The sequence below is a fragment of the Sphingomonas sp. genome (assembly GCF_036677245.1).
In the GTDB taxonomy this organism is placed as follows: Bacteria; Pseudomonadota; Alphaproteobacteria; order Sphingomonadales; family Sphingomonadaceae; genus Allosphingosinicella.
In genome coordinates this window covers 12,823-29,033 of sequence record NZ_JAKFCG010000024.1, presented here as the reverse complement: position 1 = coordinate 29,033, position 16,211 = coordinate 12,823, and the positions used below count along the sequence as shown (strand labels likewise).

Here is a 16,211-nt window from a genome sequence, read left to right as displayed (position 1 = left end):
TATGTCCGCGATCTCGACGGCAACAAGATCTGCGCGTTCAAGTTCGGCAAGGATTGAGCCGAGCCGAAGTAAAGCTCATGGGGCGCGTCTACCTGCGACGGGCGCGTCCTCATGACCGCTTGTCCTGCGCGGCCGGAAACGGCACGATGGCGAGGGCAAGGGGAGACGCCGGTGGCGCAAATCGACTTATATCGCACCGATGCCGCCGCGGCTGCCGTGGCGGGATGCTGAAGCACGATGGCATCGCAAACCCTCTCGGCTGACCAGGCGGCTCGATTGAGCCCGCGCCGGCTGACGCATCTCCAGCGCCTCCAGGCCGAAAGCATCCACATCATGCGCGAGGTGGTCGCCGAGTGCGAGCGGCCGGTGATGCTCTATTCGGTCGGCAAGGATTCGGCGGTGATGCTGCACCTTGCGCGCAAGGCCTTCTTTCCCTCGCCGCCGCCGTTTCCGCTGCTGCACGTCGACACCACCTGGAAGTTCAAGGCGATGTACGAGCTGCGCGACCGCATGGCGCGGGAGAGCGACATGGAGCTGATCGTCTATCGCAATCCCGAAGCGCTGGAGCGGGGCATCAATCCGTTCGACCACGGCAGCCTCCATACCGATCTGTGGAAGACCGAAGGGCTCAAGCAGGCGCTCAACCTCCACCGCTTCGACGCAGCCTTCGGCGGCGCGCGCCGCGACGAGGAGAAGAGCCGCGCCAAGGAGCGTGTCTTCTCGTTCCGTTCGACCAACCACCGCTGGGACCCGAAGAGCCAGCGCCCCGAGCTCTGGCGGCTGTACAATGCGCGCAAGGCCAAGGGCGAAAGCATCCGCATATTCCCTTTGTCGAACTGGACCGAGCTCGACATCTGGCAATATATCCACCTCGAGAACATCCCGATCGTCCCGCTCTATTTCTCGGCGCCGCGGCCGACCGTCGAGCGCGACGGGCTGATCCTGATGGTCGACGACGAGCGCTTCCCGCTCAAGCCCGGCGAGGTGCCGGTGACGCGATCGATCCGCTTCCGCACCCTGGGCTGCTATCCGCTGACCGGAGCCGTCCAGAGCGAGGCCGCGACCTTGCCCGAAGTGATCCAGGAAATGCTGCTGACGACGACCTCGGAGCGGCAGGGCAGGGCGATCGATCACGACCAGGCGGCGAGCATGGAGAAGAAGAAGCAGGAAGGTTATTTCTGAAATGGCGGTGACCGTTCAGACCTCATCCTACCGTGCCGACGGCCTGATCGCCGAGGATATCGACACCTATCTCGAGCAGCATCAGCACAAGGATCTGCTGCGCTTCATCACTTGCGGCTCGGTCGACGACGGCAAGTCGACCCTGATTGGACGGCTGCTCTACGACAGCAAGATGATCTTCGAGGATCAGCTCGCCAGCCTCGAGGCCGACAGCAGGAAAGTCGGGACGCAGGGCAAGAAGATCGATTTCGCCTTGCTCGTCGACGGCCTCGCCGCCGAGCGCGAGCAGGGCATCACGATCGACGTCGCCTACCGCTTCTTCGCGACCGACAAGCGCAAGTTCATCGTCGCCGACACGCCGGGTCACGAGCAATATACCCGCAACATGGTCACCGGCGCCTCGACCGCCGAGCTCGCGGTGATTCTGATCGACGCGCGCAAGGGCGTCCTCACCCAGACGCGCCGTCACAGCTATCTCGCGCAGCTGATCGGCATCCGCAATTTCGTGCTTGCGGTGAACAAGATGGATCTGGTCGACTACGATCGCGAGGTGTTCGACGACATCGTCGAGGACTATCGCACCTTCGCCGACGAGATCGGGATAGCGCAGTTTCTCGCGATCCCGATCTCGGGGCTTGCGGGCGACAATATCGTCGCGCCCTCGGCCAGCATGCCGTGGTACGATGGGCCGACCCTGATCGCGCATCTCGAGACGGTGGAGCTCGACCAGAATGTCGATCAGGACAAGCCCTTCCGCATGCCGGTCCAGTGGGTCAACCGCCCCAACCTCGATTTTCGCGGCTTTTCCGGCCTGATCGCAAGCGGCGCCGTCAAACCCGGTGATGCCGTTCGGGTCCTGCCGTCTGGCCGGACGACCACCGTGGCTCGTGTGGTGACGTTCGACGGCGAGCTCGACCAAGCCGTCGCCGGCGAATCGGTCACCCTCGTGCTGAGCGACGAGATCGACTGCAGCCGCGGCGACGTCATCGCCAAGGCGGACGAGCCGCCGCAGGTCGCCGACCAGTTCGAGGCCACCCTGGTCTGGATGGCCGAGCAGGCGATGGTCCCGGGGCGCTCCTATTGGCTCAAGCTCGGCGCGCAGATGGTCACCGCCACCGTCCAGCAGCCCAAATATGAGATCAACGTCAACACGATGGAGCATCTCGCGGCAAAGACGCTCGAGCTGAACGCGATCGCGGTCGCCAATCTCTCCACCGACCGCGCGATCGTGTTCGAGCCTTATGCCGAAAACCGCGACCTCGGCGGCTTCATCCTGATCGACAAGATCAGCAACAACACGGTCGCCGCCGGAATGCTCCACTTCGCACTGCGCCGCAGCCAGAACGTCCATTGGCAGGCGCTCGACATCAGCCGTGAGCAGCTCGCCAGCCTCAAGCATCAGCAGCCGGCGGTGTTGTGGTTCACCGGACTGTCGGGCGCGGGAAAATCGACGATCGCCAACCTCGTCGCAAAGCGGCTCTACCGGATGAACCGCCACGCCTTCGTGCTCGACGGCGACAATGTCCGGCACACGCTCAACAAGGATCTCGGCTTCACCGACGCGGACCGGGTCGAGAACATCCGCCGGGTGGGCGAGGTTGCGCGGATGATGACCGACGCCGGGCTGATCGTGATCACCGCCTTCATCTCGCCGTTCCGCTCGGAGCGCGAGATGGTGCGCAAGATGATGGCGCCCGGCGAGTTCATCGAAATCTACATCGACACGCCGATCGAGGAGGCGGAGCGCCGCGACGTCAAGGGCCTCTACGGCAAGGCGCGCGCGGGCCAGCTCAAGAATTTCACCGGCATCGATTCGCCGTATGAAGCGCCCCACAAGCCCGATATCCGCATCGACACGACACAGATGAGCGCCGCCGAGGCCGCGGACCTGATCGTCGACACCTTGCTGGGCGACCGCTGAGGCGCATCAAGTCGGGGCTTGACGCTGCGGCGCGCCGGGAAGACGCAATGGACCAAATCCGGGCGGTAAGGATGCCGCCCTCGTGGAGTTTTTATGGCCGGAATTGACGAGAGCCTGACTTTCTATCCGCTACGCATCGCGGTGCTGACCGTGTCGGACACGCGCGACGTCGTGTCGGACAAGTCGGGCGCCTTGCTGTGCGAGCGCATCACCGCCGCCGGCCACGAGCTTGCCGGCAAGGCGATCGTCACCGACGACGTCGCGGAAATCGGGGCGCAGATCAAAAGCTGGGTCGACGATCCGGCGGTCGACGTGGTGATCACCACCGGCGGAACCGGCTTCGCGCCGCGCGACGTGACGCCGGAGGCGGTTCGGCCTTTGCTCGACCGCGAGATGGACGGCTTCTCGGTCGTGTTCCACCAGGCCAGCCTCGGCACGGTCGGCGTGTCGACCTTGCAATCGCGCGCATTCGCCGGCCAGGCTCGTGACACGTTCGTCTTCTGCCTGCCGGGATCGACCGGGGCCTGCCGCGACGGCTGGGACCTTGTCCTCGGCCTCGAGCTCGACAGCCGCTATCGGCCCTGCTCGCTCGCCGGCCAGATCCCGCGCCTGCGCGACGTCTGCCCGTGACTGGGGCCGGCCCGCGATTGAGCCACGTCGATGGCGACGGGCGTGCGCAGATGGTGGACGTCACCGACAAGGACGTGACCGACCGGCGCGCAACCGCCGAGGGTGTGCTGATCTGTGCGGCGGAGACCTTGGTCCTGGTGCGCGAGGGCAGGACGCCCAAGGGCGCCGTCGTCGCGACCGCGGAGCTCGCCGGCATCATGGCCGCCAAGCGCACGCCAGATTTGATTCCGCTCTGCCACCCGCTGCCGCTGACCAAGGTCGCGGTGACGATCGAGCCTGACGAGGCGCTGCCGGGCTTCCGCGTCTCCGCCGAAGTGCGCACCAAGGGCCCCACCGGCGTCGAAATGGAGGCGCTGACCGCCGTCTCCACCGCCTGCCTGACCTTGTTCGATATGCTCAAGGCGGTCGATCGCGGCATGACGATCGGTGGCATAAGGGTCACGGCGAAAGCCGGGGGTCGTTCGGGCGATTGGCAGGCATGATCAGCTTCGACGACGCGGCCGGGATCGTCGCCACGATCGGCGCGCCGCTCGGTCGCGAATGGGTGACCTTGGCCCGGGCGCATGGCCGGGTGCTGGCCCGGCCGGTGGTCGCGGAGATCGACTCGCCGCCGGCCGACGTATCGGCGATGGACGGTTATGCGGTGCGCGACGAGGATCTTTCCGAGCATGCCGAGCTGCGCCTGATCGGCGAGGCGTTCGCAGGCGAGGGCTTCGCCGGCGAGGTCGGCGCCGGCGAGTGCGTCCGCATCTTCACCGGAGCACCGGTTCCGGTGGGCGCCGACCGGGTGGTCGTCCAGGAAGTCGTCCGGCGCGAGGGCGATCGCGCGATCGTCGATGGAACCGTCTCGGCCGCGCGTCACATCCGGCCGCGCGGCTCGGATTTCCGGGTTGGCGACGAACTGCTCCCGGCGGGGCGACGGCTCGACTCGCGGGCGCTGGTCGCAGCCGCCGGAGGCGACGCCGGGCTGGTCGAGGTGCGGCTGCGGCCGCGTGTCCTGATCATCGGTACCGGTGACGAGCTGGCCGAGCCGGGTACGGCGCGCGAGCATCCGGGCAGGATTCCCGAAAGCGTCTCGCTCGGCGTTGCCGCGCTGGCCGCCGATTGGGGCGGCGAGGTGGTCGGTCGTCTGCGCCTGCGCGACGATCGCGAAGAGATGGAGCGCGCCGCGCCGCTCGCCCTCGCGCGGTGCGACCTGGTGGTGGTGACCGGCGGCGCGTCGGTCGGCGAGAAGGATTTCGCCAAGACCATGTTTGCCGCGCAGGGGCTGGAGCTGATCTTCTCGAAAGTCTCGATCAAGCCCGGCAAGCCGGTCTGGCTCGGGACCGCGGGAGGCACTTTGGTGCTTGGCCTGCCCGGCAATCCGACCTCGGCGCTGGTGACCGCGCGGCTGCTGCTCGCGCCGCTGCTGCTGCGGCTTGGCGGTGACGATCCCGCCCGCGCATTGCGCTGGCGCGATGCGTCGCTAAGCGAGCCGCTCGGCGCCTGTGGCGACCGCGAGACCTTCGTTCGCGGCGTCGCGCAGGGCGAGCGGGTGCAGCCGCTCGCCAATCAGGATTCGGGTGCCCAGCGCACCCTAGCGCAGGCCGATGTGCTGATCCGTCAGCGTGCCGGCACGCCGGCGCGCGAGGCCGGCGACGCGGTCGAGGTCATCGACTTCTGATCCGCGCTTCTGCGGCTGCGAGATCGTCGGCGCTGTTGATGTTGAAGAAGGGATCGAACGGCGAGGCCGGCCATTCCACCTCGACCATCCCGACCTGCGCTGCGAAGCCCTTCAACGACGACCGGCCAGAAGCGAGATAGGCCGGCAGCGCTTCGGCGGTGCTGGAGCGCCATAGGGCGCAGGAAGGATGGATGTTGGCGCCGCTGGTGGCGACCGCAGCACCATGCGCCGCGCCAAGCGCTTCGGACAGCCTCGCGAGCAGGTCGGGCGGAAGCAGGGGCGTGTCGCAGGGAATGGTCAGGACGAAGCTGAGGCCCTGGCTCCGCGCGAAGCCCAGCGCCGCGGCGATGCCGGCAATCGGACCCTCGCCCTGTCCGTCGACCAGGAGCGGCACGGCCGCGATTGCGCCGAGCTGGCCGCGATCCTTTACCGATATGGCGACGATCGGGGACAAGGGCGTCGCCTGGCGCAACGCATGTTCGATGAGCGTGGCGCCCGCGAGGCGGCGCAGCGGCTTGCCGCCGCCGATCCGCCGGCCTTCGCCGCCGGCGAGGATCACGACGGCGGTGTCGGCGGGAGGGGCAGGGGCCGCATCGTCCATCCTCCTTCTGTCGATCGCTGGCCGGCCCGATGCAAGCGCCTTGCTTGCCCCGAGCCGGCGGAGCGCGTAGCGGTGAGAGCATGGATCGCGCGGCCGATCAGTCCCGGATGATCGACGGCTTCGGCCGCCGGATCGACTATGTGCGCCTGTCGGTCACCGATCGCTGCGACCTTCGCTGCCGCTATTGCATGGCGGAGAAGATGGAATTCCTGCCGCGGCGCGACTTGCTGACGCTCGAGGAGCTCGCCGAGCTAGCCGACATATTGATCGCGCGCGGCGTGCGGCGGATCCGCCTGACCGGCGGCGAGCCGCTCGTGCGGCGCAATCTGCTGCAATTGGTCGAGACGCTCGGACGGCGTGTCGGCGCGGGAAGCGACGGCGGCCTCGACGAGCTGACGATGACGACCAATGCGACCCAGCTCGCGCCGGTGGCGGACGCTTTGTTCGGGGCGGGGATGAGGCGGATCAACGTCAGTCTCGACAGCCTCGACCCGGAGCGCTTTCGCAGCATCACGCGGCGCGGCGCGCTCGATCAGGTGCTCGGCGGCATTGCCGCGGCCAAGGCCGCGGGGCTCGAGATCAAGATCAACATGGTCGCGCTCAAAGGGCTCAACGACGGCGAGTTCGAGGCGATGCTGCGCTGGTGCGGCGATCAGGGCTTCGATCTGACCTTGATCGAGACGATGCCGCTCGGCGAGGTCGAGGAGGATCGCACCGACCGCTATTTGCCGCTCGACTCTGTCAAGCAGCGGCTCGAGCAGAGCTTCACCTTGATCCCGAGCCTGCACCGCAGCGGTGGGCCGGCGCGCTATTTCGAGGTCAAGGAGACCGGCGCCAAGCTCGGCCTGATCACGCCGCTGACCAACAATTTCTGTGCCGGCTGCAACAGAGTCCGAATCACCGCCACCGGCACGATCTTCGGCTGCCTCGGCCATGACCAGAATGTCGAGCTGCGCGACTTGCTGCGGGGCGGCGGCCGGGCATCGGTCGATGCGGCGCTCGACCGGCTGATCGCTGGCAAGCCGCGCCGCCACGAATTCGATGTCGCGCGCGCGGAGCCGGCGGTGCAGCGCCACATGAGCGTCACCGGCGGCTGAAATGCGCGTTCCGCCGCGTACGGAAACGCTCCCGGCCACCAGATTGACCCCGCAAGGCTGGGCGCGAGGCGAGCGGATCGTACCGGCCGAGACCCCGATCGCGATCAGCTTCAACGGCATCGGCTATGCGGTGATGATGGCCACGCCCGACGATCTCGAGGATTTCGCGTTCGGCTTCGCGCTCAGCGAACGGCTGATCGAGCGCGCCGAGCAGATCGTCGAGGTCGAGATCCTGGCTGCCGAGGCCGGGCTGTTGCTCCAGATCGAGCTTGCGCCGGAGCGGCGAGATCTGGTGTTCGAACGGGTGCGCCATCGCATCGGCGAATCGAGCTGCGGCTTGTGCGGCATCGAAAATCTCGAGCAGGCGCTGCGGCCGCTGCCGCGGCTGGCCGCGCCGCCGCAGGTTTCAACCGCCGCGATCTTCGCAGCGCTCGAGGCGCTGCGCGAGCATCAGCCGGTCAACATCCAGACCGGTGCAGTCCACGCCGCGGCGCTGATCGACGCGAGCGGACGGCCGATCGCGGTGCGCGAGGATGTCGGCCGTCACAATGCGTTCGACAAGTTGATCGGCTGCTGCCTGCGGGAAAAGATCGACATGCCTTCAGGCTTCGCGCTGCTCACCTCGCGCTGCTCCTACGAATTGATCGAGAAAGCGGTGCTGGCGGGGATCAGGCTGCTCGTCACCGTCTCGGCGCCGACCAGCCTCGCGGTCGAGCGCGCGCTCCAGGCCGGGCTGACCCTGGTCGCGCTCGCCCGCCCCGACGCGATGCTCGCGATGAGCGACCCGTACGGCCTGTTCGGCGACGGCAAGGGCTGATTCTCTTTGTTTCCGTGATTTCCGAGTCGTCAGGTGATTCCACCTGACTTGAAATCACTATATGGCTCAGCCGGCTTTTCGCCTCACCGAGCCGATCGGGAAATAGTCCGCGAGCTGCTCGATCGACTCGCGAGCCGTCTTGTGATGGATGAAGATCCCGCCCGCTTCTTCCCACAAATGACGATGCTTGAGTGTGTCGTCGACCAGCACGTCGCCGGATTGGCAATGGTTGCGCTTGTCGATCGCCATGCAGGTGATGATCCGCGTCCCCGGAAAGTGGCGGGCGGCCCAGCGCCTTTTCTGGTCGGCGGCCCAATTCCCGCGTGGCAAGCCGGTGAGGATGATCGGATCGAGGTGGCGTACCGCTCCGAACAGTTCCTGGGCGTCGGGCATCATCGGCAGCTCGGCGTAGAAATCGGGCGCGCGCGCGAGCTGCTGCCAGAATTTGCCGGGCCCGTGCCGCGCCTGATAGGCCTTTGACGGCATGCCGAGGATCGCCGCCGATCCGCGCTCGAAGTCCGCGAGCACGCCGTCGCAATCGAGATAGAGCTGGCGTTCGGTCACGGGGAGGTTCCGGCGCTCATGGGAACGACGCGGGCTCGAGCTTGATCGGGATCGGGTCGAGCGGCTGCCACCCGAGCCGCGCGATCACATCATTGCTTTCGCGCGCGTGGCGGCCGCGGCCGAGCGACCAGGTGATATGGTAGGTGCTGCCGTCCGGCCGCCCGGTGGTGCCGTCGATCCGCACCACCATCGCCTCGACGCCGGCATCGTCGTCGATCCGCCCGACGATCTCGCCCGCGGTCTCGCAGGGCAGCTCCGAATCGCGCGCCACCCGCGGCCGCAGGGTGACGTGATCGGCGACCGTCTCGCGGAATTTCGGCGGAAAGCGGTCGAGCAGCTCGCTGCGCTGGGCGCGGTCGAGCTTCCAGCCAATGACCATGTCACCTTTTTTCGCCAGGTCGTGCGCGAGCTTCGCTGGGAGCGCCATGCCGGGTTCAACCGGCATCGGCCGGACGGGTTCCTGCGGAGCAGGATGGCCGCACAGGCGTTTTGGGGCGGGAAGGAAGTGACGATGGACGAGAGAAGCAGCAACGCGGGCAAAGGCGAGACTGTCGACAAGGACGAGCAGGCGGTCGAGCAAGGCGAGCGCAACCGCGAGAAGCTCGACGAAATCCCCGAACCCGGCACCGATCCGCTCCACGAAGGGCCGTGAGCCGGCGCCTAAGGATCAGGGTGCACGTGCGCTTGCCGTGATCAGCCGCGCGAAACCCTCTGTCTCGATACGTTCGAGATGAGCGGCCAGCATCGCGAAATCGTCCTCACCCGGCCGCACCAGGCCCAGTGCCGGCGCGCAAGCTGACAACGGCACGAGCGCAAGCGGGCAGGAGACTGGCACCAGCCGGGAGCCGCCCGCCGCCTGAAGCGTCGTCAGCAGCCCGAACAGCCTGCCGTCGATCGTCGGACGGGCGAGGATGGCCAGGCGAAATTGCCCAGCCTCGCGCGTGCTCAGATAAATATGGCCGGATTGGTGCGGCAGGGCGACGTCGCCACGTTGCGCATAGGGCGCATCGGCGCGGTCGTGCTCGAAGAAGCTGAGCTGTCCCTTGGCGTCGTCCCATGCGATCCGGGTGCGATAGGCATAGATCGCTCCGGGCGTCTCGAACGACGGCCGCACCGTGCAATAATCGTTCTCGAGCCAATGGACCGCCGCGCGCGTGTAAGCGCCGAGCGTGTCGGGGGCGGCGCTGCCGCGCTTATCCGCAGCGGTCTCACGCAGCGCCATCCCCAGCGTCTCTTCGATGCGTACCAGGGTGGCGGTGCTGAACGGGCGCTGCCCGGCGAGGGCCTTTTCGAGCGTCGAAAGGCTGATCCGCGCCTCGTCCGCGAGCCACTGGCGCGTCACGCGCCGACGGCCGAGCTCCTCGCGGATTCGATCGGCGACAAGCGCTGAGGTGTTGCGGTCGCCGCCGTCCATCTCACCCCCTCCGTTTCCTCGCTCCGGACAAGTACGTACAATGCCGTACGCGCCCGCACCACGCAATCGCTGGACGGCGCGGAATGGCCGAATCTTCCCGAACAAGACGCTGGCGGCTCGACAGCCGGGGATGCACTTCGGAGGGGAGGAGAAAGGCCATGAGGATCGGTTCTTTTCGATGTCTGAAGGCGATGGCGCGGCTGGGTCGCTCCACGGCAATTCTCGTCATTCTCCTCACTGGCACGCCGGCTGCGGCCACGCGCTTTTGGCCGGACGGCAAGCCACGGTCGCAGATCGCGCAGCGAATGGACGACTATTTTTATAATCCACGCGGTGTCGCGACGTTGCGCGCGTTGTCGGGACTCGGCGATCCGCAGGTCGAGCCTTTCTATTCGCGTGCAGCGCTGGGCGAAGCCGACGAGGCGCTGGTCGGCCGGATGGTTCCGCAGGACGAACGCAGCCAATATGTCAGCACCGAAAATTGCCGGGTCGACTATGCTCTTGAGGTCGCGAAAGCGCGTATCGCCGCGCTTGGCCCCGATCATCCCTATGTGAGGCAATGGTTCGCGACACAAAACGCGGTGTTCTCGGCGTGTCTGTGGGACAAGTCGCAGCACGCGCACGATTTGCCTCCACCGCTTCGCCTGCGCGGTCCGCGGCTGGCAAAGCTGCAGCGGGACGACCGTGCCTATCAGGCGGCGGCGCTGCTCTTCTATCGCAAGGACCCCGACGCCGGCCCGGCGTTCAGGCGTATCGCGGCTTCGTCCTCGCCGCATGCGGCGATCGCCGTCTACATGACCTTGGCGAACGAAGTCCCGGACATCGAGAACACCCATGCTCGGCAGCGCCGCGCGCTGATGACCCGCGCCCGTGCGATCCTCGCCAATTCACGCTACGCGGGGATTCACCCGCTCGTCCAGGCGCTGGTCGGCTCTGTGGCCTATTGGAGTCGCGATCCCGAGCTTAGGCAGTTTCAGGTTCAGATCACGCTTCAGGCGTTGGAGGTTCCGGCGCGCGGCCTTGCTGATTCGCCAACCCGCGAGCGCTACGCGCGGGCGCTCGCCGACATCGACAAGCTCCATCGCCAGTTCGCCGAGCCTGATTGGTGGCTCACGCGCGCGATCCCGTCGGATGCGACTGCCAGTCGCGCGATGGCCGATCGAGCCGCCAACGATCCGTTCGTCGCCTGGCTCCTCGTGCCCGAATCCCCGTTCGACACTCGGGCCTGGATCATAGTCTCAGCTCCGCGCTCCGACCGGCGTTGGCGGGCCGTTTCCCGCTATGCGGAACGGCAGGACCGGGAGGCGCCCGGCCTGCAATGGAAAGTCGTGCGCGCATCGCTGATGGAAAATTATGGGCGCGAACAATGGGGCGAGATCGCGAGATTGGCCGCGAAAGCGAAGGCCGGCGATCAAGCGGCGCTCGCGGCTGCGCCGACGCTCTTCTACCATCAGGTTCGAACCGCGCTTCTCTATTCGCAAGGGAAGGAGCGTGACGAGGCTTTTGCAGCGGTGCTCCAGCAGGCGCGGGCGTGGCCGTATCGGGACGGTGCTCATTTCGTCCAGGCAATGCAGGATGCGCTGGCCTATCTCTCCGCGGCGGGACGTCTCGCCGAGGCGCGTCAGCTGCGCGATGCCGGCCTCGTCCCGGCGGACGGTGACTATAGCCGGACGAGGCTCCTGCTGCTCCTGGCGGAGGACGAGGATGAGGTCATCAAACAGCTTCCGGCGGCCCTCGATTCCGCTCCCGGTCTTTTGAACCTGTTGTCGATCGCGAAGCTCGAGCGGCTTGCACGGCGCCCGGACGTGCCGGTCGAAGCGCGCGCCCTGTTCGCGCGGGTGGCATGGACGCGGCTTTATGCGCTGGAACGTCGCATTCTTGCCGATCTCGACCTGCTGATGCGCCGGCTCAATCCGGAGATCACCGGCGCCTGGATCTCGCCCGTCGGCGCTCGTCCCGACAATCGCGCCTTGCTGCTCGACGTCTTGCGCTCGCCCGGGCTCAACATCCTGATCACCGAAAATCGCCGTGCGGCGGTGCAGACATCCCGCGGCGCAACCGGCCTGACCGGCACCGATCTCTATTTGCATAGCGACAACAATTGGTGGTGCGCCTGGGAATCGGGACGGCATGTTTTGCTGGCTGCCGACACCTTGTACCTGACCTATTTCGATGGTCCTTCGACGGAGGACTACAACGTGCACATCCTCGCAACCTTGGGCGCGCCCGCCGCGCTCGAGCCTCTGCTGCGTTCGAGTTGGCTATGGCAGGGGCAGGACCGCGACGAAGCGGAAGCTCTGGCGCACATCGCCAGCGCTCCCGAACTGCTGACGAAGCGCGCGATCGACTGGTCCGAGAACCGCGGCTGGTTCGGCCGTCGCGAAGGTCGTGACGAGGCGCTGGCGCTGGCGGTGCGCGCCACCCGCTACGGCTGCCAGCGGCAGGGCGGCCATGGCACCTATTCGCGCAAGGCCTTCGCTCTTCTCCACCGCAAGTTTCCAGACAGCTTGCCCGCGAAGCGAACGCCTTATTGGTTCGATTGCGCGCATTTCACCGATGGCTGCAAGGTCACGCCTCCGACCAGCATCCTGGAACAAACATCGCGAACCTGATCCGCCCGCATTTCGAGTGGATGACGGCTTGTTAAACCTTGCCCGTTAATCTGCGGGGCATGACCGAGCGGATCCATCTGGTCGCCGCCGCGCGGCCGAATTTCATGAAGGTCGCGCCGCTCTGGCACGCGCTTGCCGCGGCGGGCGATTTCGCGCCGGTGCTGATCCACACCGGCCAGCATTACGACGTCAACATGTCGGACGCTTTCTTCGCCGATCTCGGGCTTCCCCAGCCCGATCATCACCTCGGAATCGGCTCGGGCAGCCATGCCCAGCAGACCGGCGGCGTGATGATCGCTTACGAGCAGGTCGCGCTCGAAGACCGGCCCGATTGGCTGGTGGTCGTCGGCGACGTCAATTCGACCGCCGCCTGCGCGATGGTCGCCGCCAAGCTCCGCGTCCCGACCGTGCATCTCGAAGCCGGCCTTCGCAGCCGCGACCGCGACATGCCCGAGGAGATCAACCGCCTCGTCACCGACGCGATCGCCGACGTGCTGTGGACGCCGTCGCCGGACGCCGACGCCAATCTGCTGGCCGAGGGCGTCGCGCCCGAGCGGATCAGCCGCGTCGGCAACATCATGCTCGACAGCTTCGAGCTGGTCCGCCCCGCGATCGAGGCCGCGGCCGAGCCGCGCCGCCATGGCCTCGCCGGCGCTGCTTATGGCGTCGTCACATTGCACCGCCCTTCGAACGTCGATGATCGCGCGACTCTCGCTGCGCTGGTCGACTCGCTGACCGCGGTGCAGCAAAGGCTGCCGCTCGTCTTTCCAGTCCATCCGCGCACCGCGCAGCGCCTCGCGGCCGACGGCCTCGAGCGGCGGCTGGCCGAAGCCGGCGTCAGGATGATCGAGCCGATGCCCTATGTCGGCTTCATGAGCCTGGTGCTTGGCGCTGCGGCGGTGATCACCGACAGCGGCGGCGTCCAGGAAGAAACGACCTATCTCGGCATCCCCTGCCTGACCTTGCGCGCGAACACCGAGCGGCCGATCACGCTCAGCGAGGGCACCAACCATCTGGTCACGCCGCACTCGCTGTTCGGCGCGCTCGGCGCAGCGCTCGAGGCGCCGCGGCGCTTGTTGCGCAGGCCCGAATATTGGGACGGCCAGACGGCCGGACGCTGCGTCGACGACCTGCGCCGCCGCTCCAACCAGCGCAGCGACGCGCGCACGCGGCTCGCCTCCTAAGCTCGCCGGGCTAGCCAAGGCTTTCTTGAAGTGCCAGTTGCAGCCTCAGTGCTGCGGAGAGAAAAGGGACGAGGATGAAGCTGGGATCGCTCAAGAATGGCCGTGACGGCCGATTGGTCGTCGTCAGCCGCGATCTCGCCTGGTGCGCGGACGCGACGCACATCGCCCCGACCTTGCAGGCCGCGCTCGACGATTGGGATCGGATCGCGCCACAGCTCGAATTGCTCGCCACCGATCTCGCGCACGAGGCGATCCCGATGATGCGCTTTCACGAACGCTCGGCCGCGGCGCCGCTGCCGCGCGCCTACCAATGGGCGGACGGCTCGGCCTATGTGAACCATGTCCAGCTCGTGCGGCAGGCGCGCGGCGCCGACATGCCCGAGAGCTTCTGGACCGACCCATTGATGTATCAGGGCGCGTCCGACCAGATGATGGGCGCGCGCGACCCGATCCCGCTCGCCGACGAGGCCTGGGGCTGCGACCTCGAGGCCGAGGTCGTGGTCGTGACCGACGACGTGCCGCAAGGCGCCACGTCCACCCAGGCGCTTGGCCGCATCCGGCTGGTCGGCCTGATCAACGACGTCTCGTTGCGCAACCTCATTCCGGCCGAGCTCGCCAAGGGCTTCGGCTTCGTCCAGTCGAAGCCCGGCTCGGCACTGTCGCCGGTGTTCGTCACGCCCGACGAGCTCGGCGATCGCTGGCGCCGCGGCAAGCTCCACGGCGCGCTCAACGTCGATCTCAACGGCGAGCCGCTGGGCCGCGCCGATGCGGGCGAGGACATGACGTTCGATTTCGGGGTGCTGGTCGCGCATGTCGCCAAGACCCGGCCGCTCGGCGCCGGCTCGATCATCGGCTCGGGGACGATCTCGAACCGCGATGCCGACGGCGGACCGGGCAAGCCGGTCGCGCGCGGCGGGCGCGGCTATTCCTGCCTCGCCGAGGTGCGGACGGTCGAGACGATCCTCGACGGCACGGCATCGACGCCGTTCCTCAAGCATGGCGACACCGTCCGGATCTGGATGGACGACGATGACGGCCATCCTTTGTTCGGCACGATCGAGCAAACCGTCGTTCCGGCCTGACCCGGGGCGTGGGCTAGCGGCCGCTTGCGTCCCGCGCCGAGCGGGTTCACAGCCGCGCCATGAAGCGGCCTTTCTTCGTCCTCGCGCTCGGCGCCGTGGCGAGCGCAGCCACCGCCGCTCCGCCGCGCGAGATCAGCGATGGTGTCTCTGAAGCGTCGCTCCGGACCGTGGTCGAACGCCTGGTGAGCTTCGGCACGCGCCACACCTTGTCGTCGCAGACTGACCCGAAGCGCGGCATCGGCGCGGCATTGCGCTGGAGCGAAGCCGAGCTTCGCCGGCACTCGCGCGCCTGCCGCCGATGCCTGACGATCGTGACGCCGTCCGATGTCGTCACCCACGAAAGGGTGCCCACTCCGGCCAGGATCACCAACGTCCTCGCGGTGCAGCGCGGCACCACCGATCCCCGCCGGGTGGTGATCATCGCCGGTCATATCGACAGCAGGGTCAGCGACGTGATGAACGCCACGTCCGACGCGCCCGGCGCGAACGACGATGGCTCGGGATCGGCGGCGGTGATCGAGGCGGCGCGGGTGCTTTCGCGCCACAAATTTCCGGCGACGATCGTCTATGCCTTGTTGTCGGGCGAGGAGCAGGGGCTGCTTGGCGGCAAATTGCTTGCCGATCATGCCCGCGCGCAGGGGTGGCAGGTGATGGCGATGCTCAACAACGACATCATCGGCAACAGCTGCGGCTCGGACGGCGTCTGCGATGCAGGGCACGTCCGAATCTTCTCGGAAGGCACGCGCGCCGATGCCACGCCCGAGCTGATCGCCGCGCAGCGCAGCCATGGCGGCGAGAATGATTCGCCATCGCGAAATCTGGCGCGGTTCATCGACGGCCTCGCCGACGATCGCGGCTTCGGGCTCGATGTCCGCCCGATCTGGCGCAGCGACCGCTATGCCCGCGGCGGCGATCATCTTGCGATGCTCGAGGCCGGCTTCCCAGCGGTCCGCTTCACCGTCGCGGTCGAGAATTATAATCATCAACACCAGGATCTGAGAGTCGAGCGCGGCGTCGCCTATGGCGACACGATCGAGCAGATGGATTTCGCCTATCTGGCGAAGGTCGTGCGGCTGAACGTGGCGGCGCTTGCGGCGCTTGCCCGTGCTCCGGCAGTGCCCGCGCCGGTTGCCGAGGGCGCAGTCTCGCCCGACACGGCGATCAGCTGGAGCCCGGTCGCCGCTGCGGCGCATTATCGGATCAGTTGGCGTCCCACCGACGCGGCCGGCTGGACGAACAGCGAGGTGGTTGCGGCCGGTGTGAACCGCCATGTGCTGAAGGGGATAAGGGTGGACGACTGGATCTTCGGGGTCTCTGCGATCTCGGCCGACAATCATGAAAGCCCGGTTGCCTCGGCGGTTCCCGGCGGCGCGTTCGGTCCTTTGCCGCAGGCGTCGCCGCCGGCCGAAGGAACCAAGCCCCAGCCGCAGCGTCATTGAAGCGC

Annotated in this window: 16 protein-coding genes; 12 read left to right on the top strand and 4 right to left on the bottom strand. The window is 67.3% G+C overall.

Annotated elements, in window-relative coordinates; translation table 11 throughout:
- Nucleotides 1–237: 237 nt before the first annotated feature.
- The 5 genes from cysD (at nucleotide 238) to V6M48_RS02605 (ending at nucleotide 5,396) form a co-directional block, all read left to right on the top strand.
- Entirely contained in the window at nucleotides 238–1,182 is a 945-nt protein-coding gene (gene cysD / locus V6M48_RS02625; protein ID WP_332810970.1) for a sulfate adenylyltransferase subunit CysD, read from the top strand.
- Nucleotide 1,183: 1 nt separating this feature from the next.
- Nucleotides 1,184–3,103: a sulfate adenylyltransferase subunit CysN gene (gene cysN, locus V6M48_RS02620; protein WP_332810969.1), complete on the top strand. Its 1,920-nt coding sequence runs from the start codon at nucleotides 1,184–1,186 to the stop codon at nucleotides 3,101–3,103.
- A 93-nt stretch (nucleotides 3,104–3,196) separates the two neighbouring features.
- On the top strand, nucleotides 3,197–3,733 hold the full coding sequence (gene moaB / locus V6M48_RS02615) for a molybdenum cofactor biosynthesis protein B (protein ID WP_332810968.1): 537 nt from the start codon (nucleotides 3,197–3,199) through the stop codon (nucleotides 3,731–3,733).
- Nucleotides 3,734–3,750: 17 nt separating this feature from the next.
- Nucleotides 3,751–4,215, top strand: a complete 465-nt coding sequence (gene moaC / locus V6M48_RS02610; protein ID WP_332810967.1) for a cyclic pyranopterin monophosphate synthase MoaC — start codon at nucleotides 3,751–3,753, stop codon at nucleotides 4,213–4,215.
- The gene (locus tag V6M48_RS02605) at nucleotides 4,212–5,396 is read left to right on the top strand and encodes a molybdopterin molybdotransferase MoeA (RefSeq protein ID WP_332810966.1); all 1,185 of its coding nucleotides are present in this window, start codon (nucleotides 4,212–4,214) and stop codon (nucleotides 5,394–5,396) included. The genes moaC and V6M48_RS02605 overlap by 4 nt, the downstream gene beginning before the upstream one ends.
- On the opposite strand, the gene mobA is transcribed toward V6M48_RS02605, so the two are convergent.
- The gene (gene mobA, locus V6M48_RS02600; protein ID WP_332810965.1) at nucleotides 5,383–5,997 is read right to left on the bottom strand and encodes a molybdenum cofactor guanylyltransferase; all 615 of its coding nucleotides are present in this window, start codon (nucleotides 5,995–5,997) and stop codon (nucleotides 5,383–5,385) included. The genes V6M48_RS02605 and mobA overlap by 14 nt on opposite strands.
- 80 nt (nucleotides 5,998–6,077) lie before the next feature.
- Between mobA and moaA the strand changes: the two genes are divergently transcribed.
- Both moaA and fdhD read left to right on the top strand, forming a co-directional pair.
- Entirely contained in the window at nucleotides 6,078–7,094 is a 1,017-nt protein-coding gene (gene moaA / locus V6M48_RS02595; RefSeq protein WP_332810964.1) for a GTP 3',8-cyclase MoaA, read from the top strand.
- 1 nt (nucleotide 7,095) lies between these two features.
- Nucleotides 7,096–7,911 (top strand): formate dehydrogenase accessory sulfurtransferase FdhD, encoded by an 816-nt coding sequence (fdhD, locus tag V6M48_RS02590; RefSeq protein ID WP_332810963.1) that lies wholly within the window; start codon nucleotides 7,096–7,098, stop codon nucleotides 7,909–7,911.
- Between the two features lie 66 nt (nucleotides 7,912–7,977).
- Here the strand turns inward: fdhD and V6M48_RS02585 are convergent, their stop codons facing one another.
- Both V6M48_RS02585 and V6M48_RS02580 read right to left on the bottom strand, forming a co-directional pair.
- Complete coding sequence (locus V6M48_RS02585) at nucleotides 7,978–8,475, bottom strand: 5' nucleotidase, NT5C type (protein ID WP_332810962.1); 498 nt, start codon at nucleotides 8,473–8,475, stop codon at nucleotides 7,978–7,980.
- A 16-nt stretch (nucleotides 8,476–8,491) separates the two neighbouring features.
- Nucleotides 8,492–8,902: a hypothetical protein gene (locus V6M48_RS02580; RefSeq protein ID WP_332810961.1), complete on the bottom strand. Its 411-nt coding sequence runs from the start codon at nucleotides 8,900–8,902 to the stop codon at nucleotides 8,492–8,494.
- 84 nt (nucleotides 8,903–8,986) lie between these two features.
- On the opposite strand from V6M48_RS02580, the gene V6M48_RS02575 reads away from it, so the two are divergent.
- On the top strand, nucleotides 8,987–9,127 hold the full coding sequence (locus V6M48_RS02575; protein WP_332810960.1) for a hypothetical protein: 141 nt from the start codon (nucleotides 8,987–8,989) through the stop codon (nucleotides 9,125–9,127).
- A gap of 15 nt (nucleotides 9,128–9,142) precedes the next feature.
- Here V6M48_RS02575 and V6M48_RS02570 read toward each other — a convergent pair whose 3' ends face one another.
- Nucleotides 9,143–9,889 carry a helix-turn-helix domain-containing protein gene (locus tag V6M48_RS02570; protein WP_332810959.1) on the bottom strand — a complete coding sequence of 249 codons (747 nt, stop codon included), beginning with the start codon at nucleotides 9,887–9,889 and terminating at the stop codon, nucleotides 9,143–9,145.
- 305 nt (nucleotides 9,890–10,194) lie between these two features.
- On the opposite strand from V6M48_RS02570, the gene V6M48_RS02565 reads away from it, so the two are divergent.
- The 4 genes from V6M48_RS02565 (at nucleotide 10,195) to V6M48_RS02550 (ending at nucleotide 16,206) form a co-directional block, all read left to right on the top strand.
- Complete coding sequence (locus V6M48_RS02565; RefSeq protein ID WP_332810958.1) at nucleotides 10,195–12,501, top strand: hypothetical protein; 2,307 nt, start codon at nucleotides 10,195–10,197, stop codon at nucleotides 12,499–12,501.
- 59 nt (nucleotides 12,502–12,560) lie between these two features.
- Nucleotides 12,561–13,685, top strand: coding sequence for a non-hydrolyzing UDP-N-acetylglucosamine 2-epimerase (gene wecB, locus V6M48_RS02560; RefSeq protein ID WP_332810957.1), 1,125 nt, complete (start codon nucleotides 12,561–12,563; stop codon nucleotides 13,683–13,685).
- A 74-nt stretch (nucleotides 13,686–13,759) separates the two neighbouring features.
- Nucleotides 13,760–14,767: a fumarylacetoacetate hydrolase family protein gene (locus V6M48_RS02555; protein WP_332810956.1), complete on the top strand. Its 1,008-nt coding sequence runs from the start codon at nucleotides 13,760–13,762 to the stop codon at nucleotides 14,765–14,767.
- Between the two features lie 59 nt (nucleotides 14,768–14,826).
- A complete protein-coding gene (locus V6M48_RS02550) occupies nucleotides 14,827–16,206 on the top strand; it encodes a M28 family peptidase (RefSeq protein WP_332810955.1) in 1,380 nt (459 codons plus the stop codon).
- Nucleotides 16,207–16,211 lie beyond the last annotated feature (5 nt).

Coding starts and splice junctions, on each gene's coding strand:
- cysD (WP_332810970.1), top strand. CDS start 238: ATGGCATCGCAAACCCTCTCGGCTGACCAGGCGGCTCGATTGAGCCCG.
- cysN (WP_332810969.1), top strand. CDS start 1,184: ATGGCGGTGACCGTTCAGACCTCATCCTACCGTGCCGACGGCCTGATC.
- moaB (WP_332810968.1), top strand. CDS start 3,197: ATGGCCGGAATTGACGAGAGCCTGACTTTCTATCCGCTACGCATCGCG.
- V6M48_RS02605 (WP_332810966.1), top strand. CDS start 4,212: ATGATCAGCTTCGACGACGCGGCCGGGATCGTCGCCACGATCGGCGCG.
- mobA (WP_332810965.1), bottom strand. CDS start 5,997: ATGGACGATGCGGCCCCTGCCCCTCCCGCCGACACCGCCGTCGTGATC.
- moaA (WP_332810964.1), top strand. CDS start 6,078: ATGGATCGCGCGGCCGATCAGTCCCGGATGATCGACGGCTTCGGCCGC.
- fdhD (WP_332810963.1), top strand. CDS start 7,096: ATGCGCGTTCCGCCGCGTACGGAAACGCTCCCGGCCACCAGATTGACC.
- V6M48_RS02580 (WP_332810961.1), bottom strand. CDS start 8,902: ATGGCGCTCCCAGCGAAGCTCGCGCACGACCTGGCGAAAAAAGGTGAC.
- V6M48_RS02575 (WP_332810960.1), top strand. CDS start 8,987: ATGGACGAGAGAAGCAGCAACGCGGGCAAAGGCGAGACTGTCGACAAG.
- V6M48_RS02570 (WP_332810959.1), bottom strand. CDS start 9,889: ATGGACGGCGGCGACCGCAACACCTCAGCGCTTGTCGCCGATCGAATC.
- V6M48_RS02565 (WP_332810958.1), top strand. CDS start 10,195: ATGGACGACTATTTTTATAATCCACGCGGTGTCGCGACGTTGCGCGCG.
- wecB (WP_332810957.1), top strand. CDS start 12,561: ATGACCGAGCGGATCCATCTGGTCGCCGCCGCGCGGCCGAATTTCATG.
- V6M48_RS02555 (WP_332810956.1), top strand. CDS start 13,760: ATGAAGCTGGGATCGCTCAAGAATGGCCGTGACGGCCGATTGGTCGTC.
- V6M48_RS02550 (WP_332810955.1), top strand. CDS start 14,827: ATGAAGCGGCCTTTCTTCGTCCTCGCGCTCGGCGCCGTGGCGAGCGCA.